Source organism: Streptomyces sp. NPDC033221, assembly GCF_055577005.1.
In genome coordinates, this window is the sequence record NZ_JBVIQN010000016.1 from 73,569 (window position 1) to 97,542 (window position 23,974).

The following is a 23,974-nucleotide window of genomic DNA, read 5'->3' on the forward strand; positions in this document are numbered from 1 at the left end:
TCCCGTGGCACCGGCCCGCCGAGCCGCTGGACCACCAGCCGCGAAGCCGCAGTGCCGTCGACCACCTCACCACCCCGGAGCACCACCATGCGCACCTCCGTCATCAGCGTCCGCACCCTCTGCAAGGACTTCCCCGGCCCCTCCGGCGGTGTCCTGCCGGTCCTCGACAACGTCTCCTTCGACCTGTACGAGGGGCAGGTCGTCGCCCTGCTCGGCAAGTCCGGCTCGGGCAAGTCGACGCTGCTGCGTCACCTCGCCGGGCTGCTCGCGCCGTCCAGCGGCACCGTCCACTACCGCGGGGAGCCGGTCACCGGGCCGAACCCCGGCACCGCGATGCTCTTCCAGTCCTTCGCCCTGATGCCCTGGCTGACGGTGCAGCAGAACGTCGAACTCGGGCTCCAGGCCCGGGGCGTGCACGCCACCGAGCGGCGGGGGCGGGCGCTGCGCGCCATCGACATGGTCGGCCTGGACGGCTTCGAGAACGCCTATCCCAAGGAACTGTCCGGCGGTATGCGGCAGCGGGTCGGCTTCGCCCGCGCCCTGGTCGTCGAGCCGGACGTGCTGCTGATGGACGAGCCGTTCTCCGCCCTGGACGTCCTGACCGCGCAGACCCTCCGCAACGAACTCCTGGAGCTGCTCGCCCACCCCGACTCCCCCACCCGCACCGCCCTGCTGGTCACCCACTCCATCGAGGAAGCCGTCCAGCTCGCCGACCGCATCCTGGTGCTCGACACCGATCCGGGCCGGGTCAAGGCCGAACTGCGCGTCGATCTGCCACGGCCCCGCGACCGCCGCGACCACGGCTTCGAGACACTGGTCGAGGACGCCTACGAAGCCCTGACCGGCCACCGCACCACGGCCGTCCCCGGCCCGGCCGCCCCCGGTCCGGCCGGACAGGACCCGCTGCGGGCCGCCGGACCGCTGCCGGACGCCACCGTGGAGTCCCTGACCGGTCTGCTGGAGTTCCTGGACACCCGCGGCGGCTCCACGGACCTGGCGGCGCTGGCCGACGCGCTGTCCTACGCGGTCGACGACCTGATGCCGCTGGTCGAGGCCGCCCAGCTGCTCGGCTACGCCAAGGTCGCCGCCAACCGGCTGCACCTCACGGCCACCGGCCGCGGCTTCGCGCGCGCCGACATCCTCCCCCGCAAGCACCTCTTCGCCGCCGCCACGCTCGCCAACGTCCCGCTGATCGCCACCATCCGCACACTCCTGCTGGCCTCCGGCAGCGGCCGGCTGCGCGAGCCGTACCTGATCGGCCGGCTCCGCGGCCACCTCCCCGAGCACGCCGCGCGCCGGCAGCTGGCCACCGCGGTCACCTGGGGCCGGTACGCCGAGCTGTACGAGTACGACGCCGACGACCGCGTCCTGCTGCTGCCCGCCGAGCACCGCCCCATGAACGCCGCGTAGGCACCCGGCAGCGTCCCGGCCCGGCGGGGCTGTCACCCGTGAGCGGCCTCCGGCTCGTCCCAGAGGAGAGCACCATGAATGAACGTCCCATGCAGCACCGCCCGTTGGGGCAACGCGCCTCGCGTCGGCGCGAGACCGTACCGAATCCGCCCGGAAGCAGCCCCGTGGGTGTGGCGGAGGGCCTCCGTGTCCTGTTCCTCGTGGCCGTCCTGCCGGCGGCGGTGGTGACCGCCGTCGCCCTGTCCCCGCCGGCCGCCACCCGGCTGATCTGCGCGGGGCTCCTGGGGGCCGGCTGCGCCTCGGTGGCGTACGCCGTCGCGGGCCGGCGCTGCCTCGCGCGCCGTACGGACGGCAGGCGTTGGTGAGCCGGGGGCGGGGACCGGCCCGGGCCGCCACCGGTTTCCGGCGGCGGCCCGGCCTGCGTATCGCCGTGCCGTCCCTGCTCCTCGCCGTGCTGCTGGCCTTCCCCGGCCTGCTGCCCAACACCCCGGGCCACCTGGGGAGTCTGGCCGAGACGGCGCTGCCCTGGTTCGGCGCCGCGGTCCCGGTCCTGCTCGGGTGGGCGGCGCTGCGCCGTTCCGTGGTGGGGGTGGCCGCGGCGCTGGTGCCCGCGGTGGTGTGGGCCGGGGTGTTCCTGCCGGGCTACCTCCCGGGAGGGAGCGACGCGCGGGCCGACTTCCACGTCCTGACGTACAACGTCGGCGGCGGGCGCACCGACCCGGCAGACGTCGCCCGGCAGGTGATCGGCACGGGCGCCGACGTGGTGGCGCTGGAGAAGGTCCCGGCGTCCGCCCTGCCCGCGTACGAGCGGGCGCTCGCCGCGGCCTACCCCCACCACGCGACGGCGAACACCCTGGGTCTGTGGTCCCGTTACCCGGTGGGCGAGGTGGCAGACCTGGACCTGGGCGGCGCCTGGCCGCACGCGATACGGGCCCTGGTCCGCACCCCCGGAGGCGACACCGCCTTCTACGCCGTGCGTCTGCCGTCCGTACGGGTACGGGCCGACGCGGGCTTCACCATAGGGGCCCGGGACCACAGCGCGGCCGAGCTGGCCGGCCGGGTGCGCGCCGACCGGGCCGCGCGCGTGGTGTTGCTGGGCGACCTCAACGGCAGCCTGCGCGACCGGGGACTGGCGCCGCTGGCGCGGCAGCTGGCCTCCGCCCAGCACGATGCCGGGCGGGGCCCCGGTTTCACCTGGCCCGCGGCGTTCCCGCTGGTCCGTATCGACCACGTCCTGGTGCGCGGGCTGAGCGCGACCGGGGCCGTCGTGCTCCCGGACCGCCTCGGCAGCGATCACCGGCCGGTGCTGGTGGGGCTGCGCGGGTGATGGCCGGGTTTGTCCGGGCGGGTCGCTGGACACCCAGTGTGCGTACGTTCGAAACGATCTCCAGGAGGCGTCCATGACAGCGCAGGTCGGAGACGGGCTGTGGGACGAGTTCCACAAGGCCGTCAACATGACCTCACGCGAGCTGCGGGAGTGGCTGAGCGTCGAGGCGGCGGGCGAGAACAGCGAGGAGGTCCCCGACCGGGCCGGGCGGCCCCTCGGGCGGCAGGTGCTGGAGATCCTGGGCAAGCGCCGCACCGACCTCACCGAGAGCGACGCCGAGGCCATGCGCCGCGTCGTCGAGATCATCGGCAGTCAGCACCCGGAGGGCACCGACCCGAAGGCCGGGGGCGCGGACTGGCGCCACGGCCTGATGGACATCGGCCACGACCCGCTGAAGGAGTGAGGGCCGTTCGAGCCGTATGCACCGCCCGGTACGGGACGGACGGCCGCGCGTTCCCCTGCGGGCGCGCGGCCGTCCCGTACCGGGCGCGGCGCTGTACGGGCGGCCGGTCTCCGCTCACCGCCGCAGTGCGCGCGTACGCAGGGCCAGCAGGGCCCCGAAGCGGAATTCAGGGTCGGCGAGCCGGCCGTCGAAGAGCGCGTCCAGGTGCCGCAGGCGTTTGCGTGCCGTCTGCGGGTGGATTCCGAGGGCCTGGGCGACCTCGGGGGCGGTGCGGCCCCAGGACATGAGGAGCGCGTCGAGGGTCTCCGCCAGCCGTGCCGCCCGGCCCGCGGGCAGCCCGTCGAGCACGCCGAGCATCCGGTCGCCCAGCAGGCGCCCGATGTGCGCGCCGCCGAGCAGGTGGACATCGGCCAGCCGGTCGCCGACGACCAGGAGGCCGCCGTCCGGCGCGCCCGTGTCCCGGTGGTGGTTCAGCGCCAGCCGTACGCAGACGAGGGACACCCAGGCGTCGTGCGGCGGGACGGCCGGGCCGAGCGCGGCGGTGCGGCCGCGGACCGCGTCGCGTACGTCGTCCGTCGCCGCTTGACCGCTGCCGTCGGCCGGTTGCGGAAGGATCACCACGAGGTCCGCGCCGCGCGGCAGCGCCAGCGCGTCCGGCACCGGGACGGTGCGGCGGCTGCCCGCCGCACCGCGTACGACGAGACAGGCGACCCTGGCGGGCAGCGGCCAGCGGGCGCGCGCCGCGAGGGCTTCGAGCGGTTCGCGGGGCGTACCGCGCGGCTGTTCCAGCAGCGCCTGCGCCAGGGCCCGCCGGCCGCGCTGCACCTCGCCCTCCGCGCGGGCCTGGGCGGCGACGAAGCCCTGGACCGCCTCGTTGGACAGGGCGTTGATGTGCGTCAGGACGGCTTCGTGCAACGGCAGGACGATCTCGGTGGGCAGCGAGGCCGTACGCGCGATCTCCGCGTAGCGGCGGCTGCCCACCCGCGCGCCGACGCGGAAGGCGGCCTGGAGGCCGTCCGTGGTGCGCCCGTTGAGGAACTCGACGCGCCCCAGGTGGCGGAAGTGCCGTACGTGATGGTCCTGCGGACTCTCCGGGGCCTCCGTCAGCTCCGCGAACTGGCGCATCGCACGGCACACCGAATCGACCAGGTCCCGCCCCATGGAGGAGTCGAGCGGCCGCCGGTAGGCGGGCACCTCCTGGCGGATGGCCTCGACCATGGCCGACGCGATGGCGTCGATCCGGGGGCGGAGCAACGCGCCGAAGGACCCGGGCAATTCGTGCCAGGGGCCGCGCGCGAACGTGTCACCCGGCGGGTTGTGCATCGCGGGCCTCCTCCGGACCGTGGGCAACGGGACGCACAGGTCCCCGGGCCGGGATCGTGCCCTCTTCCGGCCCCGCCGGTCCAGCCTTGTGCGCGGGCGGCCGCCGCTCAGCCGGCCGCCGGGGGCTGCGGCGGCTGACCCGGCGGCCCGCGGAAGTGTCACGTGGGTGACACCTTTCCCCTCCCTTCACCGTGCCCTCTGGTGTGACGGGCCGTACGGCGCGAGCGTGGTCCCGACGTTACGCACCGGTAGCTCCCCGGACACCGCCCCGTAGCACGCGGTCCCGGGACGCCGGTCCGGTGCCGTGGCGTCCGCCCTTGTGGCGCCCGTACCGAACCACGGCATGAGGAGAACAACTGATGCGCAGCAACGGGACCATGCGCGCAAGACGCCGGCGACGGCCGGTCACCGCACTGACCGGGCTCGCGGTGGCGGCCGGTCTGATGCTGGCCGGAGCGACCGCGGCACCGGCCACGGCGGGGACGGCGTCCGAGGCACCGGACGGCCGGGCCGCACCCGCGGCGGCCGCCGCGGGCAGGTCGACGGCCGCCGACCCCGTCGGCCCCCCGCAGGGCAACTTCCTGTCCGCCTTCCTCTACTCCGCCACCAGGCCGACCGCCCTCCCCACCGGCGCCAACGACTGGTCGTGCACCCCCGGCCGGGCACACCCCCGCCCGGTCGTCCTCGTCCACGGCACCTTCGAGAACCGGTACGCCAACTTCGCCGCCCTCTCCCCCAAGCTCAAGGACGCCGGATACTGCGTCTTCGCCCTCAACTATGGCGGGACCACCGGGCCCGTCCTGGGCACCGGCGACATCGCCGCGTCGGCGGGGCAGCTCGCCGCGTTCGTCGACCGGGTGCGGGCGGCGACCGGCGTGGACAAGGTCGACATCGTCGGGCACTCGCAGGGCGGCATGATGCCGCGGCACTACATCAAGAACCTGGGCGGAGCGGCGAAGGTCGGCCGGCTCGTCGCCCTCGTCCCGTCCAACCACGGCACTTCGCTCATCGGCCTCGGTCTGCTGGTCCGGGTCGTTCCCGGCGCGGACCGCGTCGTCGGCGCGGCCTGTCCCGCGTGCGAACAGCAGATCACCGGCTCGCGCTTCCTGAAGGAACTGAACGTGGGCGGCGAGACCGATCCGGCCGTCGACTACACGGTGATCTCCACCTGGTACGACGAGGTCGTCACCCCGTACACCTCGGCCTTCCTGCCGCCGGCCCGCAACGTCAAGAACGAGACCCTCCAGGGCCACTGTCTCCTCAACACCACCGCCCACATCAACATCACCTACGACCGGACGGCGACCCGCCTCGTCCAGAACGCGCTCGACCCGGCACACGCCCAGCGCCCCATCTGCTGAGCCGGTACGTCCCCGGCGGGCCGCGCGCCTGCCGGGGCTCCGGGGGCCCGACGGGCCCGTGGTCGGCGCGGGCCTCCGGTACTGGCAGTATCGAGGGATGGCAGAACAGATCACAGCCGCGTGCGACGGGGCGTCGAAAGGGAACCCCGGGCCCGCGGCCTGGGCATGGGTCATCGGGGACGCCGCGGGGACGGTGGAGCGCTGGGAGGCAGGCCCGCTGGGGACCGCGACCAACAACGTGGCGGAACTGACCGCGCTGCGGGAGCTGTTGGCGGCCACCGACGCCGCCGTACCGCTCCAGGTGCGGATGGACTCGCAGTACGCGATGAAGGCGGTCACCACGTGGCTGCCGGGGTGGCGGAAGAAGGGCTGGAAGACCGCGGCGGGCAAGCCGGTGGCCAACCGTGACCTGATCGTCGGCATCGACGAGCTGCTCACCGGGCGGACCGTGGAGTTCGTGTACGTACCGGCCCACCAGGTCGACGGCGACCCCCTGAACGCGGCGGCGGACGGCGCGGCCAGCGCGACCGCGCGCACCCAGCAGGCCATCGGCAGCGCCCTGGGCTCCGCGCTCCCCGCGCCCGAGCCCGCCGCTGCCCCCTCCGGCGGGCGCGCGCGGCAGCCGGGAGCCGCCCGGGTCCCGTCCGCGCGGCCGGGCGGCGGTTCCCGGCCTCGGGGGTCCGTCAAGGCGCGCTTCCCCGGGCAGTGCCGTTGCGGGCAGTCGTACGGCAAGGGCGAGACGATCGCGAAGAACCCGGACGGCTGGGGCCACCCCGCGTGCGCGACGGGCGCCGGAGCGGCCGGATAGCGCTTTCGGTGTCGCCCCGCGGAAGTCCGGCGGGGCGGCACCGACGGCCTTCGCCGCACCCTCGACGGACACCTCCGCGACGGCCCTTCCCTCGACGGGCATTTCCGCGTCGGGCATTTCCGTGGGCGCCGGAAAAACGCCCCCCGGACAGCCCCCTCCGCATTCCTTTTACCTTTTTGAATGCTCATCCTATTTTCCGACGAAAACGTTTCAGCACCAGCGTCATCGTCACCACTCATAGCTCGTACGGGTGAAGTACGCGCCTGTTGACGTCGACGTACTCCACCAAGGCGGCCCTTCGGTGGAATCCTTTCTGCGTGATCAGGGAGCTGCCATTCGGGGAGCCCCATGACGCTGCAACCACCTCCCCCCGCCTCGCACATGCACCGCGCCGTGCCCCGGCACCCGCCGTGCACGCGGTCCGGGGACGGAATTGCGGAAAGAGTGGCTGGTAGAATTGAAGTTTTCTCGGTGTACAGCCCTGGTGGCCGCTGTGGGGTCATTGGCGGCCGCCCTCACGGTCGGCGCCCCGGCGGCGACGTCCCAGGAGCCGCCGCCGGCCGCCGCGGACGCGTCGCGCTACACCCACGAGGGTGAGCAGCGGGCCTTCCGTCACGAGCAGGTCCCGCAGGGCGCCATGCCCGGCGGCAGATCCAGGGGCGTCATCACGCCCATCAGCCACCAGGGCTTCCAGCTCCGGTACGACGACTCGGACCGTGGCCGCGTCCTCGCGCTCGAACGGCGCCACCGCCAGTTGCGGCCGGTGTCCCTCACCTCCTGGCTGAACACCCGCGCCCACCCGGCGGTGCACCTGTCGCGCTGCCCCACCAAGGTGCCGCTCGGCGAGGCGGACGGATTCTGCTGGCAGCGCGGGTCCTCGGACGACCTGGGCTGGGACTACGTGCCGCAGGGACTGACGGGGTCCGGCGAGGCCGAGCCGCGGTCCGGCCGCTGGCAGGGGCGCAGCATCGTCGCCGCGAGCTGGGCGTCCAGCTACACCCACCCCAGCGCCCCGCGCAACAGCAGCAACCGCCCGTGGCGCGGCGCCAAGCAGGTCGACCACTTCATGAAGGTGTCCTTCACCGACGTCACCGACCGCGGCCGCCCCCGGTACCGCAGCGCCCTGCTCGTCACCCCGCAGAGCAGGGGCGGCGGGTTCACCGCCCTGAAGGGGCACGGCGACACCCTCTCCTGGTACGGCCCCTACCTGTTCCTGTACAGCAGCGAGCGGCTGCGCGTCTTCGACGTACGCCACCTGTGGGCCACCAACACGTCCTCGGGGCGCGTGGGGGTCGGCCGCGGCTCGGTGAGCGCCAACTGGCAGTCGGCCGCGCTGCCGCAGATCGCCCAGTACAGCTTCGTCGGCCGCAACGGGTGCGGGAGCAGGCCGAACGAGACGCCGTGCTTCAGCGGTGCCTCCATCGACCACGGTTCGGCGTTCGCGCCGTCGCTGGTGACCGTCGAGACCAGCTCGCCGACCTCCCGTGTGGTGCGGTGGCCGCTGAGCCCGTCCTCCCACCTCCTGCGCGCCGACAACCGCGGTCTGGTGCGGGCCGGCGCCGGGTACCGCGTCCCGCTGGCCGGTCCGCAGGGCGTCGTCCAGCAGGACGGACGCTTCTACTTCTCCGCGATGTGCCCGGACGCCCGCCGGGTGTTCGGCGAGCCGTACTGCCTGTACCGGGGTGACTCCGGCGGCCCCGTGCGCGTGTGGAGCCGTACCCCGGCGGCCGCTGAGAACCTCTCGTACTGGCCCGCCACCGAGCGGCTCTGGGTCTCCAACGAATCCCCGTACCGCAAGCACGTACGCCCCCGCCCCGAGCTGAACGGCCGCGTCGTCTACAACGTCCCCCTCTCCGACGACTGACACCCTTCCATGACGCACACCGGCCCGCAGGGGCCGGCGCCCTCCGCGCGGTCAGCCGTCCGCGCGGAGGGCTTTCCCCTGCCCGGCCCGGCCCCCACCCCCGGCGCCGTGAGGCTGAAGGGCGGACCCGGTCACAGCGAACGGGTGGTTGTGCGCCTTCGGTCCCCGTCTGCGGGCACACGGATACGGAGGGGGCACGGAAGGCTTCCGACGAGGATGGGTTTGGCATGAGCGAATACGAGCGTTCCCGCACGATGCCCGCGCTGCCTGAACACGTGTACGACCAGGCGAGCATCGTGGGGCAACTCGACAGCTGGATGCCGCAGGGGCTGCACGTCCAGGCGGAGGGCCTGCCGGCCGTGACCGTGCACGAGGACCGTACGGGCGAGGACGAGGCCGGTCTCTTCCGCGCCCAGCGGGAGCAGATGCGGCTGGAGTGGGGCACCAGGGACAGCGGCAGCTACGCCGGCTGGCTCCAGGTCTCCGGTATCGGCAGCGGCGCCAGCGAGGTGACGGTCCACCTGTCCTTCTTCGACGAGCAGCACGACCCGGGCGCCGGTAGGGTCCACGACGAGCTGGACCGCAGCCTGGAGCGTCTGGACGAGCTGGTACGGCTGCGCATGGACGACGGCGCCGCGGGCTGACGCGGGCGCGATCACGGGGGCGCGGATGCGGGGGCACCGCGTCCACGGCCGGACGCGGTGCCCTGCGACTGCCGCTCTCGGCGGCTGCGGCCGCGCACCTCGTACGCGGCCGGACCTCAGCGCTTGAGCTGGAAGGTTTCGCCCTGGTGCGCGCCGGCGGAGCAGGATGCCTTCTCGGAGGCCGTCATCTTGCGGGTCTTGACCACCACCGCGTTGCTGACGCCGTCCGTGCCGTTGGCGGCGGGGCCGGTGACGGTGGCCGGCACGTACCAGTAGTAGTGCCCCCACTTGGGGCTGTCGTAGTGGGTCTGCCAGGTGCCCGAGACGGTCTGCATCACCTGGGCGCGCGAGATCCAGCCCACCTCGCCTGGCTTGACCGTCATGTTCAGCGAGCTGTCCTCGGTGTGCGAGCTGCTCCAGGTGTGGCTGTACGTCGCCGTGACGCTGAGGTCGATGATGCCCGCGAGGTTCCCGCCCGCGGTGACGGAGACGCCGGCCGAGTCGCTGGAGCCCACCGTGTCCGACCAGCCCATCGACTGGGTGGCGGGCGAGGTGCTGCAGTTGTAGAGCGAGTTGGACACCTGCCGGAAGTCGCCCAGGTACGCCTTGCCGAGCACCGGCTCGTTGAAGGTGCATTTGCCTTCACCGGAAGCGCAGTCGGCTATCAGCTGCTTGCGGTCCGGGCCGTCGGCCGCCGCGGCGGGTACGGTCATCGCCGCGGCCAGGCCCGCGGCGGCCGCCGCGAGCACCAGTGCGCGCCCTCCGTGCCGCACGGTGCGGTTCTTCGTCATGTTCTCGATTCCTGCCTCTCGCCTTGCCTCGTGGACGCGGCAGGTCGTTGACCCGTCAACTGGTCTACGGCTGCCGCCTGTTGCTTGAGAGGCTGGTGTAAAAAGAGTGTTCAATAATACCAAGAGCCGGTAAAGTTGTAGTTGATTCCAGAACGTCCCGATTGGTCTGGATCAATGGGCGGCCCCGAGCCGGGACTTCGCACGCGGACCGACGGCCGACCCCTATCTGATCACACAGATGATCAATGCGACCGAATGCGACCGCTATCGTTCACCCCAGCCCCACCGGCCGACGGCGGACACCACCGTACGAACCGGTTCACCTCTCAGGAGACGGACGATTCCCATGCGCGTCATCGCCTTCGACCACCTGGTCCTCAACGTCGCGGACGCCGAACGCGCCCTCGGCTTCTACTGCGGCCCGCTCGGCCTCGAACCGGTCCGCGTCGAGGAGTGGCGCGCGGGCAAGGCTCCGTTCCCCTCCGTCCGGGTGAGCCCGACGACGATCATCGACCTCGTCGAAGGCGAGCGCGGCGAGTCCAACGTCGACCACATCTGCCTGGTCGTCGAGCCGCTGGACTGGCAACGGGTCATCGACTCCGGCACCTTCACGGTCGTCGACGGCCCCGGCCGGCGGTACGGCGCCCGGGGCGACGCGGAGTCCCTGTACGTCGTGGACCCGGACGGCAACACGGTGGAACTGCGCTGGTACCCGCAGGACGCGGAGGCGTAGGCGATCCGGGCGGGGCCTGTCCCGGTGATCCGTCAGCAGGTGAGCGCACCGGTGATGGCGCCCTCCGCGACTCCGGGCCAGGGGTGACGGTGAAAACGGTGCCGGCCGTCCGTGACGCGGCGTTGTGGGCCGTACTGTCGGCGGCCGCCGTGCTGGACTACCGGGACCACCCGAGGACTTCGGTCGCCCTGGGCCTGGTGCTGCCGCTGCTCGTGCTGGCCGCGGCGGTGGCGGGCGGCCGCAGGTGGCCGGGGGCTGCCGTGGCCGTCGTCCATGGGCTGTGCGCACTGGGGCTGACGAGTTCCCTCACACCGGGGAACGGATATCTGCCCGCGCTGGCCGCGTCGGCGTACGTCCTCGGAGCCCGGTCGGAACGTACGGGCCGGGCCCTGCTGGTGTTCGGCGGCTGCCTGGCCGCCGACCTCCTGCTGTGTGCCGCGCTGCGGGCCGGCGCCGTGTGGTGGTTCTACACGCTGACCATGCTTCCCGCGGCGATGGTGCTGCCATGGCTGGCCGGCCGGTACTGGCGTGCGCGGCAGGCGCTGGTGCGCGGCGGATGGGACCGGGCCCGCGTCCTGGAACAGCAGCAGCAACTGATCGCCGAGCGGGCGAGGTTCCGGGAACGGACGCGCATCGCGGCCGACATGCACGACTCCCTGGGACATGCCCTCAGCCTCGTGGCGCTGCGCGCGGGTGCCCTGGAACTCTCGCCGACGCTGAACGGACAGGACCGTCAAGACCTCGAGGAGTTGCGTGCGGCGATGTCGGACGCGGTGGAGGAGCTGCGGGAGACGATCGGCGTCCTGCGCGGAGGTACGGAACGCGCGGGCACGGAACGCATGGGCACGGAACGCACGGGCACGGACGGTGCACCGGCGGCGGGACCGCGGGAGTCGGTGGACGACCTCGTCGCCCGGCTGCGGGCCTCCGGTGTGACGGTGGAACTGCACCGTGCGGGCACGATGCCGACCCTTCCGCCATTGGTCGACCGGGCGGCGTACCGGGTGGTGCAAGAAGCGCTCACCAACGCCGTCAAGCACGCGCCCGGCAACGAGGTGCGCGTCACGTTCGTCCGCGCGGAGGGCAGCACGGAGATAAGGGTCGGCAACTCCGCGCCGCCCGCCGGGATCGCGGTGGACCCGGTACGGGGCAATCGTGGGCTGGCCGGTCTGCGGGAACGGGTGTCGCTGATCGGGGGAACGCTGCGGGCCGGACCGTGTGACGGCGGGTTCGAGGTGGTCGCGGTCCTGCCGGACCGGGTGGGTACGGACCACCGTCCGCGGGCCGTCGCGGCGGCGGACGGCAGGCCGGAACCGGCGGGCGGGGCCGCACCGGAGCCGGAGTCGGTGCGGCGGCTCGCCGCGGCCCGGCGCCGTGCCCGGCTGCGGTTCGCCTCGGCGTTCGCCCTGCCCGCGGGGGCCGGGCTGGTCATGCTCGGGTCCGCCGCCCTCCTCGCCCACCAGCTGGGCTCCTGCGTACTGCGGCCGGCGGACTACGCGGCCCTGCGGACGGGACAGGACCGGGCCGGGTTCGCGGACATCCTGCCGGAGCAGCCGTACCCGTACCCGTCCGACACCCTGAAGGCACAGCCCGCCCCGGCCGGCGCCGTCTGCGACTTCTACCGGTCGAACGGCAACCTGCTAGGCGAGGTCGATGTGTACCGCCTCTGCTACTCCGGCTCGCGACTGGTCGCGAAGGACGTGCTGCCGGCCGAGCCGGACGGTGGCTGACGGGGCCGGGCGGGGTGCTCTGACGAAACTGGGCTGCGTGCTCTCAGGCGTCGCGCCTGCCGAGCACCGCCCGGCCGGCCAGGTGCGCGGCGGCCGTCCACGCCAGCATGATCAGCAGCGCGACAGGCGCGGGGTAGGGAGCGGCCCCGTCGCCTCGCATGAAGTGGTCGCCCGCGGTTTGCGGCAGGTAGTCATTGATCGCCGGCAGTACGGGTCCGCCGAGCCCGAGGAGCAGGTTGGGCAGGGCGGCAACGAGGAAAGCCAGCAGCGCCAGAGCCGCCGCGGCATGGCGCACGGCGAAGGCCGCGCCCACCGTCAGTACCGCGATCAGCGCGCAGTACAGGCCCATCGCCGCCAGTTGGGCGAGCACCTCGGGCATCCGGAAGGCGGCGTGACCGCGGAAGGGCGTCCAGGCCACCGCCACGCCCAGCACGCCCCACAGCACCCCGGCGACGCCGGACACCGCGGCGGCCACCAGCGACTTGGCCAGCTGCAGGCGATGCCGTACGGGCACCCACAGCAGCGAGGTGCGTACGCTGCCGGTCGCGTACTCGCTCGTCACGGCGGTCATCGCCAGGACGATGACCGCGAACTGGACGAGTGCGACGGAGGCGGCCGGCGCGTTGCCGACGGGCTGGACCGGCTTGTCGTCGATCCGTGCGATCGAGCCGTAGTAGAAGGTGAAGACCGCTGTCACCGCGGTCCCGGCCAGGAGGCACACGTACGGGGCCCGCAGGGACCACAGCTTGGTCCACTCGGCGGCGACCGCCCCGGCGAAACCCCCGCCGCCGGAGCGCACCGGGATGCGGCCGGGCGCTTCGGATGGCACGGGAGCGGGCATCACTCACACCCCCGTCTTCCGCGCCGGAGCGCCGTCAGCGGCGGTGTGCGCCGCGCTTGCCGTCCCGTACTCCACGCTGCGCGCGGTCAGTTCCATGTACGTCTCCTCCAGCGAGGCGCCCATACCGCGCAGTTCGTGCATCCGTACGCCGAGCCGGTGGGCGAGGTCCCCGATCTCCCGGGCGGTACGGCCCCGGACAACGAGGCCCTCCGCGCCGTCCGCCGAAACCCGTACGCCGTCGTACGCCGTCAGGTGACCGGCCAGCCTGCGCCGGTCCTCCCGATCGGGAACGCACACCCGGACCGGGCCCGCCGCGCCGCCGGCCAGCAGTTCGCGCAGGGGCGCGTCGGCGAGCAGCCGGCCCCGGCCGATGACGACCAAGTGGTCGGCCGTCAGCTGCATCTCGCTCATCAGGTGGCTGGACAGGAACACCGTCCGCCCCTGTGCGGCCTGGTCCCGCACCAGCTCCCGTATCCAGCGCACCCCGTCGGGGTCGAGGCCGTTGACGGGTTCGTCGAGGACCAGCACCTTCGGATCGCCGAGCAGCGCGCCCGCGACGCCGAGCCGCTGGTACATGCCGAGGGAGAACGCCCCGGCCCGGCGGCGCGCCACCGTGGCCAGCCCGACCGTCTCCAGCACCTCGTCCACCCGGCGCACGGGGATGCCGCTGCTGCGGGCCTGGGCCACGAGATGACTGCGCGCCGAGCGGGCCGGGTGCAGCGCCTTGGCGTCCAGCAGGGTGCCCACCTCGCGGACCGGGTGGCGCAGCGCGGCGTACGGCCTGCCGTCGATGAGCGCCGTGCCCGCGGTCGGCCGGTCCAGGCCGAGGATCATCCGCATCGTGGTCGACTTCCCGGCGCCGTTGGGGCCGAGGAAGCCGGTCACCCGGCCCTCGGTGACGTCCAGTGTCAGATCGTCGACGGCTGCGGTGCCGCCGTAGCGTTTGGTGAGCCCTCTGAGGGTGATCACGTGCGTCCTTCCGGAGTTCCTGCGATGCTTCGACCGTAGGGAGCACCGGTCCCGGCCCGCGTCGGCCGCACGGAGGTGATCCTTGCCCTTACTTTCGTCAGGGGTCCCCGACGATCGTCGTGCCGGGGCTTCTGGGCCCGTCGCTAGACTGCGCCGATGGTCCGGGTACTGCTGGCTGACGACGAGGCGATGGTCCGTGCCGGGGTGCGCGCCATCCTGGACAGGGACGGCGCGATCGAGGTCGTCGCCGAGGCGGCCGACGGGCACGAGGCGGTCGACGCCGCGATCCGGCTGCGGCCGGAGGTGGCCCTGCTGGACATCCAGATGCCGGGGCTGGACGGGATCGACGCGACCGCCCGCATCCACCGCGACCTGCCCGGCACGGCCGTGGTCATGCTCACCACCTTCGGCGAGGACGGGTTCATCGCCCGTGCCCTGCGGGCGGGCGCCGACGGCTTCCTGCTCAAGGCGGACGATCCGCGGGAGCTGCTGGCCGGGGTCCACGCGGTGGCGGCGGGCGGGGCCTATCTGTCGCCGAGGGTTGCCGCCCGGGTGGTGGCGGGGCTGCGCGAGGGCCGTCCGGCCGGGCCGATTCCCGCGCGGCTGCCCGAGGGGCAGCTCACCGCACGCGAGCGCGAGGTGCTGTCGCTGCTCGGCGCCGGGCTGTCCAACGCCGAGATAGGGCGTCGTCTGGAGCTGGTCGAAGGCACGGTCAAAGCCCACGTCAGCACGGTCTTCGGCAAACTCGGCGTACGGAACAGGGTGGAGGCCGCCATAACGGCCTATGAGGCGGGACTGGTCGTCCGCGCCCGCTGAGAGCCTGTCTTTGAGTTCCGCGGATATCTTTCGCGCAAATGGGCCGGGCGGCGCCCCGGTGGGAATTCCGCCGGACCACCGCCCGGAACTCTGGTGTGCACGCGAAGAGGCGCGCTTTCTCAGAGGGTTGTGCAGAGGGCACGAAGGGGCACAGCGCGACCCCGCACCGAAAGGGCGGACAGGGTCACACCGAGGGCGTCACCGCTTGAAGGCGTCCTTGGCCTTCTCGCCGGCTTCGCGCACGTCACCCTTGGCGCGTTCCGCGCGGCCCTCCGCCGTCATGCGTTCGTTGCCGACCGCACGGCCGACGTTCTCCTTCACCGCGCCCTTGGCTCGCTCGGCCTTGCTGGAAGCCTTCTTGTCGGCGGTCATGGTCGCGCTCCTTTTCGGTCGAGCCGTTTCCTTGACAGTTCATCGCGTGCCCGTGCGCCGGACGGGTAAACCGGCGGATTTCCCGAGGGCCGAATCACCGTGCTCCCGTCCGGACCGTACGGCCGGGTCCGGGGCGCGCCAGTGGTCGGCGTAATGAATCCGGAGCGGCGGGAAAAGGGGTGTACTCGAACGGTGAACTGGTACCCGATACGGCTGACCACCCCGGTGAAGCAGCATGTCTTCGGCGGCCGGGCCATCGCCGAACGGCTCGGCCGCACCGGGCTGCCCGGCGGGCCGGTCGCGGAGACCTGGGAGGTCAGCGATGTCGAGGGGGAACACTCCCACGTCCTGAACGGGAGCCTGGCCGGACGCACCCTGCGGGAGCTGGCCCACAGCCACCCCGACGAACTGGTCGGGCGCGGCTGGCGCGGGCCCCGGTTCCCGCTGCTGACCAAGTTCATCGACGCGCACGGCCCCCTTCCGGTGCATCTGCACCCCGACGACACGGCGGCCCGCGAGCGGGCGGGCGAGCCGAACGGCAAGACGGAGGCCTGGCACATCCTGTACGCGCCGCCCGGCACCACGGCGTTGGCCGGCGTACGGCCCGGCGTGGACCACGACCGGCTGCGGCAGGCGCTGCTCGACCAGGACTTCGACGCCGTGCTGCGGCGTCTGCCCGTCCGCGCGGGCCAGACCCTGTACGTACCGGGCGGCACGCCGCACAGCTTCGGCCCCGACACCCTCGTCTACGAGATCGAGCAGACCTCCGACCTGCAACAGCACGCGATGCGCCACCGTATGGAGGACGGCGCCCCGATCGGCGACGAGCAGTGGCGGGCCAACGTCGAGGCGCTGCTGTGCGAGTGGAAGCCGGAGCACCGCCCGGACTTCCACCCCGGGCTGCGGCTGCCGGCGGAGGGCGGGGCGCAGCGCCGGATGCTGTGTGCCGGGCCGTACTTCGCGCTGGAGAACTGGCGGGTACGGGCCCCGGGGGCCGCCGTGCCGGCGTTCGAGACGTGTGTGGTGCTCAGCAACATCGGCGCCGCGACGGAGGTGACGTGCGGTGCGGTACGGGAAACCCTCGGCCCGGCCGAGACGCTCCTGCTGCCTGCCGCCTCGGCCTCCGGTGTCCGTATCCACGGCCCCGCCGACGTGCTGCTCGGCTACCTGCCCGACCTGGAACGGGACGTCCGCGCCCCGCTCCGCGCGGCGGGTCACTCCCCCGAGGTGATCACCGCGCTGGGCGAGGGGTTGGCATAGGTCAGTCGCGGGTGGTGACGCGAAGGCCGAGGTGACGAGGCAGGTGGGCCAGCTGGAACGGGGGATGGCTGATGTCACTGCCGGGGGTGATGGTGAGTTCCCAACGAGCGGCGATGGTCGCGACGGTCAGCACCATCTCGACCATGGCGAATGTGTCGCCGATGCACTGGCGAGGCCCGGCTCCGAAAGGGAGGAACGATCCGCGAGGCGGTGCGGGAGCGTGCTGCCGGTCCCAGCGGTCCGGGTCGAAGCGGTCGGGTTCGGGGAAGACGTCGGGGCGGAGCTGCACCGCCGGCGGACTGATGATCAGAGCGGCGCCGGCGGGGAGGTCGAGCCCGGCGAGTTCGGCCGGGCAGGTCACGGTACGCGTGGTCATCCACCCCGGGGGGTGCATGCGCATGGTCTCGTTCAGGAACCGGTGGGTGTAAGGGAGATGCGGCAGGTCGTCGTAATGGGCGGGCCGGCCGGCCAGGACGGCGTCGACCTCGGCGTGGAGGCGCTCGCGGATCTGCGGGTACTGGTCCAGGCAGACCATGGCCCAGGTGAGGACGGGGGCGGAGTTGGTTCCGCCCAGGAGCATGCTGAGCATCTCGGCATGGATCTCCTCGTTGGCCGTCCCGGTCTCCCCGTCGGCGTCCGCCTGGGCGCGGAGCAGCAGTTCCAGCAGGTCCGCGTCCTGTGCCGGGGCCCTGCGATAGTCAGCGATGATGTGCTGGCCCGCCTGGCGGAGTGCGCGTACGGCGTGCCGGTAGCGGCGGTTGCCGGGGGTCGGCAGACGCCGCAGGAAGGACGGCGTGAGGATCTGCCGGGACAGTTCGTCGAACAGCACGACGGACGAGCGGCTGATCACGTCGGCCGCGGCCTGGTCGGCACGGGCGGAGACGACGGTGCGGGCGGTGATGCGGTGGCTGAGCGCGTGGAAGACGGGGAAGGGGTCCACGGCCTGCCCCTCGTGCCACGCCCCGGTCAGCCCGGCGATCTCCTCCTGCATCGTCCGGGCGTAGTGTGCGAGCCGGTCGGGGCGGAAGGCGGGCTGGATCAGGCGGCGCTGGCTCCGGTGTTCGGCGTGCGGACAGGTGCCGACACCGCTGACGAACTGCCGGATGTGGTCATAGATGGGGCCGCCCTTGTCGTAGACACGGTCATTGGTCGACACGTGATGCAGCAGTTCAGGGTGGCACGGCACGTAGTACGGCGTGGTGCCGATCCTGATCTCGACGAGATCACCATAAGTGTGCAGGGAGCGCATGAACTCCATGGGCCGGTAGGCGAGCTGCCAGGCGTGTCCGATGAGAGGCAGCGCGCCGGGGGCGGTGGCGGTGGTGAAAGATGCTGTCGTCGCACTCACGTGGTCGGGCTCCTGTGGCTGTGGAGGCGGTTCATACGGCTCTCTGCGCTGCCAGCGCGGGTTCCGCACCGAGGGCCGAGGTCAGACGCTGCCACCAGGCATCGAGTGGCGCGGACGGGCGGGGGCCGGGGCCCGCGGGCGGTTCGGCGACGACCGCCATCGGGGGCAGGTCGCCGTAACGAGGGTTGTTGGCGTGCCACTGGATGGTGTTCGCGATGGTGTTGTCGAGATCCCGCAGGAACCGTTCGAGCGCCGGGCCCGCACCGGCCGCCGCCTGGTCGCGCAGGCGCAGAACGATGCCCATGGTGTGGTTCCAGACGGCGATGGCCTCCGCGGTCGCCTCGGAAACGTCCAGGCCGTGGTGGTCCATCAGCGCGGCGACGAGATTGTTGGCGCCGCCGCCGTCCTCGATGTCCTTGCCCAGCGAGCAGATGTCGTTGGCCCAGCCCAGGAGGAGTCCGGCGGACTCACGCAGTGCGCTCATGGCGGGGTGGTCGTGCTCGTGCGCCGGGATCTCCATGTCGTTGTAGATCTCCAGGGCGGCACAGACGATCGGGGCCCCGCACAGCCAGCTGCGCAGGCTCAGGTGGTCGGCGAGCGGCACCGTACGGCCCGTGATCCGGTACGCCGCCTCCAGCGGAATTCCCTGGTGGTACGCACGGTAGGCGGCGGCGAACCGGCTGTACTGCGTATCGGTGGCGAAGGACCGGCAGTCCCGGACCATCTCCGCGAAGTGTCCGCCGAACGGCAGGTCGGCCCGTACCGGGTCCGCGCCGGTGTCCACCACGCGCTGAAGCGTGCAGCCCACCGCGACGGCCTCTTCGACGGTGGTGAGCGACTCGATCCAGTCGTCGACGGTGAAGCCGATCAGGAACCAGCGCCCGCCCCACTCCAGCCGCTCGGGTACCCCGTCGGGGCTGGCGCAGGCCACGAACGCCCCGGAGTGGGTGGTCCGGATGCGGGCGCGGGCGGTGGGGTCGACGGGGACCGGGCAGGTGTCGATCCACTGGTTGGGCCGGTTGTCGAACTCCAGCACGTCCGGGCGCACGGCGATGGGGAGGGGGCAGTGGAAGGCGGGCAGGTCGATCACGGTTGCTCCAGTGCTTGCGGGGACCGTCAGCGATCGCGGTTTGTGATCAGATGGGCCAGTGAGGCCAGCTCGGCGGCGGGCACCGGATCCGGGCGGGCCGCGGCCAGATGTTCCAGGGCGGAGTGGATGTGGCGCTCCGCCTCCCGGACGGTCCAGGTGCACCCGTTCGCCTCCTCGACGAGCTCGGCGGCCTGCTGGACCTCGTCGGCGGTCAACGGCTCGGACCCGTTGCAGTAGAGGTGGGCAAGCGTTTCTCCTGCCGCGGTTCCGGAGGCCAGCGCGGCGGCGACGGGCAGGGACTTCTTGCGCCAGGTCAGGTCGGAGCCGACCGGCTTGCCGGTGCGCCGCGGGTCGCCCCAGATGCCCAGCAGGTCGTCGGCCATCTGGTAGGCCAGCCCCAGGTGGGTGCCGAACGCCCGCAGATGGGCCGTACGCTCGGCTCCGGCGCCGCCGGCCAGAGCCCCCAGCTCGCATGCGGCCGCGGTGAGGGAAGCCGTCTTGGCCGCGGCGACCGCCGAGCACTCGGCGACCGACACGTCGGACTTCCGTTCGAGCAGGGTGTCGGCCCACTCCCCTTCGAGCAGCTGCTGTACCCAGTTGATCAGGCAGCGCATGCCCGCGGTGTCCAGCGGGGGCGGGGACCCGTTGAGGACCTGGACCGCCAGGAAGAACAGCGCGTCGCCGGCCAGGATCCCTGCGGGGCGCCCCTGTGTCGCCCACAGGGCGGGCCGTCCTCGCCGCAGCTGGTCGCGGTCGATGATGTCGTCGTGCAGCAGGGACCCGTTGTGGACCAACTCCACCGCCACCGCGGCGGGCACCGCGGCGGAGCGGGCGCCCCCGACGGCGTCGCAGGCCAGCAGCACCAAGGCCGGCCGCACCGCTTTCCCCCCGCCTTCCCGGCCGACGAGCTCGTCGGTACTGGGCCAGACGAAGTGCAGTTCTGCCAGCTGGCGAACCCGCTCGGGCAGCAGCCCGATCGCCGCCCGCATCGCCGGCCCCGTCTCCTTTCCCGCCTCCAGCAGCACTTGATGGGCATCACGGGCCGACTGCTCGACGGTTACTGGCGTCATTTCGCCTACCCCTTCATTTCATGTGGCGCCGCCGCCCTTTCGCGATATCGCGGGGGCCACGGCTCAAACTCGCGCGCGGGCGGGAACCCTGGCAGGTGGCCGGGCACCGGCTGCGCACCGGTGACCTGTTACCTGGTACTCCAGAGTTGATCTCGCGCGACCACCCCACCGCAGATCGGGGCCACGGGCACCACAAGACAGGCCATTCGTGTCCGCTGCCTGCGGGCATTCGAGAGAGCGCGGTCGCGGCGATCGGCTCGGAACATGTCCCGGTCGCTCAGGCCTCTTCCCCCACCGGAAGAGTGGGAACGGCAGCCATCTTCGTCCTCCTGACAGAGAACCGACGCATACACGGGCGTTCAACGAGGGTGTGAAGCAGCACCGCGGCAGGAAACGCCACGGCGAGTGACACGGAGGCGGTCCAGACCGGCCCCCAGGTGCCGCCGGAGTAGTGCAGGACACACAGGATCACCGGGAGGTGGATCAGGTAGAACCCGTACGACAGATCGCCGAGATACACCATCGTCGGGGTCCCCAGCAGCGACCTCCCGCTGCGTGCGTCCATGGCCGCCGTGGCCAGGATCAGCAGGGCGACCGGGATCACCGTCGCGGCGGTGAGCATGAAGAGTACGGGGAGCAGCATCGGCCCGATGAGCAGCACCGCGCCCAGCAGGCAGACCGCGGACACGACCCGGAAACCGGGGGCCCATCCGGCAACGTGCATTCTGGCGAGAATCATGCCCAGCAGAAATTCCGGCAGCCGGCTCAACGGGAACATGTATACGAGGGCGAACTGGAGCTCGGACATGCCGACCGCCGCGAATCGGCTTCCCGGAGAGCCGCCGCCCAGGTTCAGCGAGAGCAACAGCGGCACCAGCCACGCGAGAACCACCGTGACGGCAGCCGCGGTGATGAGCCACTTGCCGGGAATCCGCGCGATCAGCGGAAAGAGTGCGGGGAACAGCAAATAGAATAAGAGGTCGCAGGTGAGCGACCAGGCAACCGCGTTACCGGCGGCAGGGAACTCACGCAAAGGGACGAGGGTGTTCACCAGCAAGGCGTTGGCCAGGTCGCCGAATGCCGACGCACTGGACCCCGGATTCATGTCGGCCCGAGGAACACCGAGGCCCCAGAAGAGCAGCATGACGATCGCCCAGACGGCCAGGTGGCTCGGGTAGACCCGGGCCAGGCGACGGCGCCAGAACATCCGGGCCGTGTCCGAACTCCGCCACGCGTACGTCAGCACGAATCCGCTGAGAATGAAGAACAACGAGACGCTGGAGGTACCCATCAAAAAGAGCGGCTTGCTCGGCAGCCCCCCTCGGACGACAGCGTCATACACCACAATATGGCAGATGAACACGGTGAAAGATGCGAACCATCTCAATCCAGCGAGAGAGGGTAGCCGCGGGTAGGCGGCCGACGGCAGCGACATTCTGCTCCTAGGGGACACCGATATCCGTATGGTGCGGGCGGAAGGCCGGAGACCTGCATTTAGTGTTCAGATCGCATGCCGAACGCACCGCGCGACTCGCGCGACGGCTCACCGGATCGGGTGCCGATGGATTACGCCGGATGCCGAGGACCCGCACGTGAGCGGCCCGCGGCCGCTCCCCCCACCGCTCCCGCGACGAGCGGGCGGCCGCAATCGACAGCGGTGCCTGACGTGCCGCACCGCTCGGCAGCCGTGATCGCCCCTACTGTGACCCATGGTCCTTGCCGCCCCGGCGGCTGCGCTGCCGTGCACACCGCCATGAACAGAAGGAACCAGCGCTCATGTCCGCACCGAGCATCGAATCACTTGCATCGGCACGAGACTTCGCCAACGATCCGTATGCGGCCTACGGGCTCCTGCGGGAACAGGGTCCGGTACACCGGGTCACCATCGCCGATTACGGCGAGGTCTGGGCGATCGTGGGTTACGAGGAGGCCCGCGCCGCCTTGGCCGATCCGCGTCTGAGCAACGACCCGTCCCACTGTTCACCCGGGGACAGCGGGGTGGGCGTCTTTCTCCGGGCCATGCATCAGATGGACCCGCCCGAACACACCCGCCTCCGCAAGCTGGTCGCCACGGATTTCACCGCCCGCCGTGTCAAAGCGATGCGCCCGCGCATCCAGGAGGTCACCGACGACCTTCTGGACAAGGCCCTGCCGCTCGGCCGGTCCGACCTCATCGCCAGTCTCGCCCTGCCCTTGACGACGACGGTCATCTGCGAGCTTCTCGGTATTCCGGACGCCGACCGTGAGACCTTCCACGGCTGGGCCACGGAGTGCGCCTGTCCGACCGACCCGGAATCGCGGCTGGCCGCGGCCCGGTCCACAGCGGAGTTCCTCACCGGGCTCGTCGACGCCAAGCGCCGGGAAAGCTCGGGCGACGACCTGCTCAGCGCGCTGGCCCGTACGATGGCCGACGAGGGTGACCGGCTCTCGGCGGAGGAACTGCTCAGCATGGCCTTCCTCCTGTTCTTCGCCGGGCACGAGACCACCCTCCATCTCATCGCCAACGGTGTCCTGGCCCTGCTGCGCCACCCCGGCCAGCTCGACGCGCTGCGCGCCGACTGGTCCCTGCTCGACGGCGCGATCGAGGAAATCATGCGGTACGACGGTTCAGTGATGCACTCGCCCCTTCGTTACACGGCGGAGCCCATGGACGTGGCCGGCACCACCATCCCCGCCGGACACCAGGTGGTCGTCGTCCTCGCCGCGACGTCCCGCGACCCCCGGCGCTTCCCGGCCCCGGACCGGTTCGACATCCGGCGCGACGCCCGGGGTCACCTCGGGCTCAGCCACGGCGTGCACCACTGTCTCGGAGGCCCCCTCGCCCGCCTGGAGACTGCGATCGCCCTCAAGACCGTCTTCGAACGCTGTCCCCGCATCGCCCTGGACACCGACCCGGCCGACCTCGTCTGGCATTCGCGGCCGTCGTGGCTGCGTGGACTCCGTCGCCTGCCCGTGCGCTACGCCTGAACGGTGCTCACACCCGGGCGCCCCGGGCGCCCGGAACGTCCGCCCGGTCACACACAGTTGCGCACCACACCCCAGGCAAGCAGCACGCCCACGGCCGCCACGCCCGCCCACGCCGAGGTCAGCACCGGCGGCCGGCCCCGGACCGCGCGCAGCCAGGAGAACAGGGCCAGGGGCAGGGCGGCCACGAAGAGCGCGTTGTGCGCCAGGGCCGCGGTCACCTCGCCCCGGGTGAGGTCGCGCAGCGCCCGCAGGGTGCCGCAGCCGGGGCAGAGGAGGCCGGTCAGGGAACGGAAGGGGCAACTGGGGTAGTGGCCCGGGGCTTCGGGGTCGCGGAAGGCCACGAGCACGGTCAGGGCGGCGAACAGGAGGGCGCCGGACCAGGCTTCGAGCGTCCGGCGCCGCATGAGGTGCGGTGCGGGCACGGTCAGTAGCCGCCGCCCGCGGCACTGGAGAGCAGGACGATGAGCCCGGCGAAGATGCCGACCCCGAGGCTGATGAACGTCCACAGCTTCGCCTTCTTCGACGCCGCCTCCGCTCCGGCCCAGTCACCGGCACCGGACTTGGCATTGACCTGGGTCGCGAAGATGATCGCCGCGATGCCGGTGGGCAGGAAGCAGAAGAGCGTCACCAGGATCGCCGGGATCAGATAGCTCTGGGGCGGTTTGGCGTACTGCTGGTAGCCGGGCCCGTACTGGGGCTGGTACGGAGTCTGGTACTGCGGCGGCTGCTGGGGTGGCGGGGGCCCGGTGGGCGGTGGCTGGGACTGGCCGGTCCAGGGGGTGTTGCCGCCCCAGTCCTCGCCGGGCGGGCCTTGCGGATAGGCCATGACGGCCTCCTTGTCCAGTCG

General features: G+C 72.2%; 24 protein-coding genes. 13 read left to right on the top strand and 11 right to left on the bottom strand.

Annotation, left to right across the window (positions count from 1 at the left end; all coding sequences use genetic code 11):
- The first annotated feature begins 87 nt into the window (after positions 1-87).
- From ACZ53K_RS21910 to ACZ53K_RS21925, 4 genes are all read left to right on the top strand, one after another.
- Positions 88-1,410: an ABC transporter ATP-binding protein gene (locus ACZ53K_RS21910; protein WP_468839070.1), complete on the top strand. Its 1,323-nt coding sequence runs from the start codon at positions 88-90 to the stop codon at positions 1,408-1,410.
- Positions 1,411-1,484: 74 nt separating this feature from the next.
- Positions 1,485-1,775 carry a hypothetical protein gene (locus ACZ53K_RS21915; protein ID WP_468839073.1) on the top strand — a complete coding sequence of 97 codons (291 nt, stop codon included), beginning with the start codon at positions 1,485-1,487 and terminating at the stop codon, positions 1,773-1,775.
- Complete coding sequence (locus ACZ53K_RS21920; RefSeq protein WP_468839076.1) at positions 1,772-2,737, top strand: endonuclease/exonuclease/phosphatase family protein; 966 nt, start codon at positions 1,772-1,774, stop codon at positions 2,735-2,737. The genes ACZ53K_RS21915 and ACZ53K_RS21920 overlap by 4 nt, the downstream gene beginning before the upstream one ends.
- Before the next feature lie 73 nt (positions 2,738-2,810).
- Positions 2,811-3,140: a DUF3140 domain-containing protein gene (locus ACZ53K_RS21925; protein ID WP_468839079.1), complete on the top strand. Its 330-nt coding sequence runs from the start codon at positions 2,811-2,813 to the stop codon at positions 3,138-3,140.
- Between the two features lie 114 nt (positions 3,141-3,254).
- Here ACZ53K_RS21925 and ACZ53K_RS21930 read toward each other — a convergent pair whose 3' ends face one another.
- Positions 3,255-4,463 (bottom strand): PucR-like N-terminal domain-containing protein, encoded by a 1,209-nt coding sequence (locus tag ACZ53K_RS21930; RefSeq protein WP_468839082.1) that lies wholly within the window; start codon positions 4,461-4,463, stop codon positions 3,255-3,257.
- A 359-nt stretch (positions 4,464-4,822) separates the two neighbouring features.
- Here ACZ53K_RS21930 and ACZ53K_RS21935 point away from each other — a divergent pair, with 359 nt between their 5' ends.
- The 4 genes from ACZ53K_RS21935 to ACZ53K_RS21950 all read left to right on the top strand — a co-directional run bounded on the left by ACZ53K_RS21935 (position 4,823) and on the right by ACZ53K_RS21950 (position 9,140).
- Positions 4,823-5,824 (top strand): esterase/lipase family protein, encoded by a 1,002-nt coding sequence (locus ACZ53K_RS21935; RefSeq protein ID WP_468839084.1) that lies wholly within the window; start codon positions 4,823-4,825, stop codon positions 5,822-5,824.
- Between the two features lie 97 nt (positions 5,825-5,921).
- Positions 5,922-6,632: a ribonuclease H family protein gene (locus ACZ53K_RS21940; protein WP_468839087.1), complete on the top strand. Its 711-nt coding sequence runs from the start codon at positions 5,922-5,924 to the stop codon at positions 6,630-6,632.
- Positions 6,633-7,125: 493 nt separating this feature from the next.
- Positions 7,126-8,496 (top strand): hypothetical protein, encoded by a 1,371-nt coding sequence (locus ACZ53K_RS21945; RefSeq protein ID WP_468839090.1) that lies wholly within the window; start codon positions 7,126-7,128, stop codon positions 8,494-8,496.
- 227 nt (positions 8,497-8,723) lie between these two features.
- Positions 8,724-9,140, top strand: coding sequence for an SRPBCC family protein (locus ACZ53K_RS21950; protein ID WP_468839093.1), 417 nt, complete (start codon positions 8,724-8,726; stop codon positions 9,138-9,140).
- Between the two features lie 116 nt (positions 9,141-9,256).
- Here the strand turns inward: ACZ53K_RS21950 and ACZ53K_RS21955 are convergent, their stop codons facing one another.
- The gene (locus tag ACZ53K_RS21955) at positions 9,257-9,931 is read right to left on the bottom strand and encodes a hypothetical protein (protein WP_468839096.1); all 675 of its coding nucleotides are present in this window, start codon (positions 9,929-9,931) and stop codon (positions 9,257-9,259) included.
- Positions 9,932-10,277: 346 nt separating this feature from the next.
- On the opposite strand from ACZ53K_RS21955, the gene ACZ53K_RS21960 reads away from it, so the two are divergent.
- Both ACZ53K_RS21960 and ACZ53K_RS21965 read left to right on the top strand, forming a co-directional pair.
- A complete protein-coding gene (locus ACZ53K_RS21960) occupies positions 10,278-10,664 on the top strand; it encodes a VOC family protein (protein WP_468839098.1) in 387 nt (128 codons plus the stop codon).
- A 98-nt stretch (positions 10,665-10,762) separates the two neighbouring features.
- Entirely contained in the window at positions 10,763-12,394 is a 1,632-nt protein-coding gene (locus ACZ53K_RS21965; protein WP_468839101.1) for a sensor histidine kinase, read from the top strand.
- A gap of 43 nt (positions 12,395-12,437) precedes the next feature.
- Here the strand turns inward: ACZ53K_RS21965 and ACZ53K_RS21970 are convergent, their stop codons facing one another.
- Together ACZ53K_RS21970 and ACZ53K_RS21975 are read right to left on the bottom strand one after the other, a co-directional pair.
- Positions 12,438-13,235, bottom strand: coding sequence for an ABC transporter permease (locus ACZ53K_RS21970; RefSeq protein ID WP_468839104.1), 798 nt, complete (start codon positions 13,233-13,235; stop codon positions 12,438-12,440).
- 3 nt (positions 13,236-13,238) lie between these two features.
- Positions 13,239-14,204, bottom strand: coding sequence for an ABC transporter ATP-binding protein (locus tag ACZ53K_RS21975; protein WP_468839107.1), 966 nt, complete (start codon positions 14,202-14,204; stop codon positions 13,239-13,241).
- A 156-nt stretch (positions 14,205-14,360) separates the two neighbouring features.
- On the opposite strand from ACZ53K_RS21975, the gene ACZ53K_RS21980 reads away from it, so the two are divergent.
- On the top strand, positions 14,361-15,020 hold the full coding sequence (locus ACZ53K_RS21980; protein ID WP_468839110.1) for a response regulator: 660 nt from the start codon (positions 14,361-14,363) through the stop codon (positions 15,018-15,020).
- Positions 15,021-15,218: 198 nt separating this feature from the next.
- Here ACZ53K_RS21980 and ACZ53K_RS21985 read toward each other — a convergent pair whose 3' ends face one another.
- Positions 15,219-15,392 (bottom strand): CsbD family protein, encoded by a 174-nt coding sequence (locus tag ACZ53K_RS21985; protein WP_365846780.1) that lies wholly within the window; start codon positions 15,390-15,392, stop codon positions 15,219-15,221.
- A 192-nt stretch (positions 15,393-15,584) separates the two neighbouring features.
- Between ACZ53K_RS21985 and ACZ53K_RS21990 the strand changes: the two genes are divergently transcribed.
- Positions 15,585-16,652, top strand: coding sequence for a type I phosphomannose isomerase catalytic subunit (locus ACZ53K_RS21990; RefSeq protein ID WP_468839114.1), 1,068 nt, complete (start codon positions 15,585-15,587; stop codon positions 16,650-16,652).
- Position 16,653: 1 nt separating this feature from the next.
- Here ACZ53K_RS21990 and ACZ53K_RS21995 read toward each other — a convergent pair whose 3' ends face one another.
- From ACZ53K_RS21995 to ACZ53K_RS22010, 4 genes are all read right to left on the bottom strand, one after another.
- A complete protein-coding gene (locus ACZ53K_RS21995) occupies positions 16,654-18,000 on the bottom strand; it encodes a cytochrome P450 (protein ID WP_468839117.1) in 1,347 nt (448 codons plus the stop codon).
- Positions 18,001-18,031: 31 nt separating this feature from the next.
- Positions 18,032-19,090: a terpene synthase family protein gene (locus ACZ53K_RS22000; protein WP_468839119.1), complete on the bottom strand. Its 1,059-nt coding sequence runs from the start codon at positions 19,088-19,090 to the stop codon at positions 18,032-18,034.
- 26 nt (positions 19,091-19,116) lie between these two features.
- A complete protein-coding gene (locus ACZ53K_RS22005) occupies positions 19,117-20,160 on the bottom strand; it encodes a polyprenyl synthetase family protein (RefSeq protein ID WP_468839122.1) in 1,044 nt (347 codons plus the stop codon).
- Between the two features lie 277 nt (positions 20,161-20,437).
- Complete coding sequence (locus ACZ53K_RS22010; protein WP_468839125.1) at positions 20,438-21,595, bottom strand: acyltransferase family protein; 1,158 nt, start codon at positions 21,593-21,595, stop codon at positions 20,438-20,440.
- A gap of 341 nt (positions 21,596-21,936) precedes the next feature.
- Between ACZ53K_RS22010 and ACZ53K_RS22015 the strand changes: the two genes are divergently transcribed.
- Positions 21,937-23,127 carry a cytochrome P450 family protein gene (locus tag ACZ53K_RS22015; RefSeq protein ID WP_468839128.1) on the top strand — a complete coding sequence of 397 codons (1,191 nt, stop codon included), beginning with the start codon at positions 21,937-21,939 and terminating at the stop codon, positions 23,125-23,127.
- Between the two features lie 47 nt (positions 23,128-23,174).
- On the opposite strand, the gene ACZ53K_RS22020 is transcribed toward ACZ53K_RS22015, so the two are convergent.
- Positions 23,175-23,549: a DUF2752 domain-containing protein gene (locus ACZ53K_RS22020; RefSeq protein WP_468839130.1), complete on the bottom strand. Its 375-nt coding sequence runs from the start codon at positions 23,547-23,549 to the stop codon at positions 23,175-23,177.
- Positions 23,550-23,551: 2 nt separating this feature from the next.
- Positions 23,552-23,953 carry a CD225/dispanin family protein gene (locus ACZ53K_RS22025; RefSeq protein ID WP_468839132.1) on the bottom strand — a complete coding sequence of 134 codons (402 nt, stop codon included), beginning with the start codon at positions 23,951-23,953 and terminating at the stop codon, positions 23,552-23,554.
- Positions 23,954-23,974 lie beyond the last annotated feature (21 nt).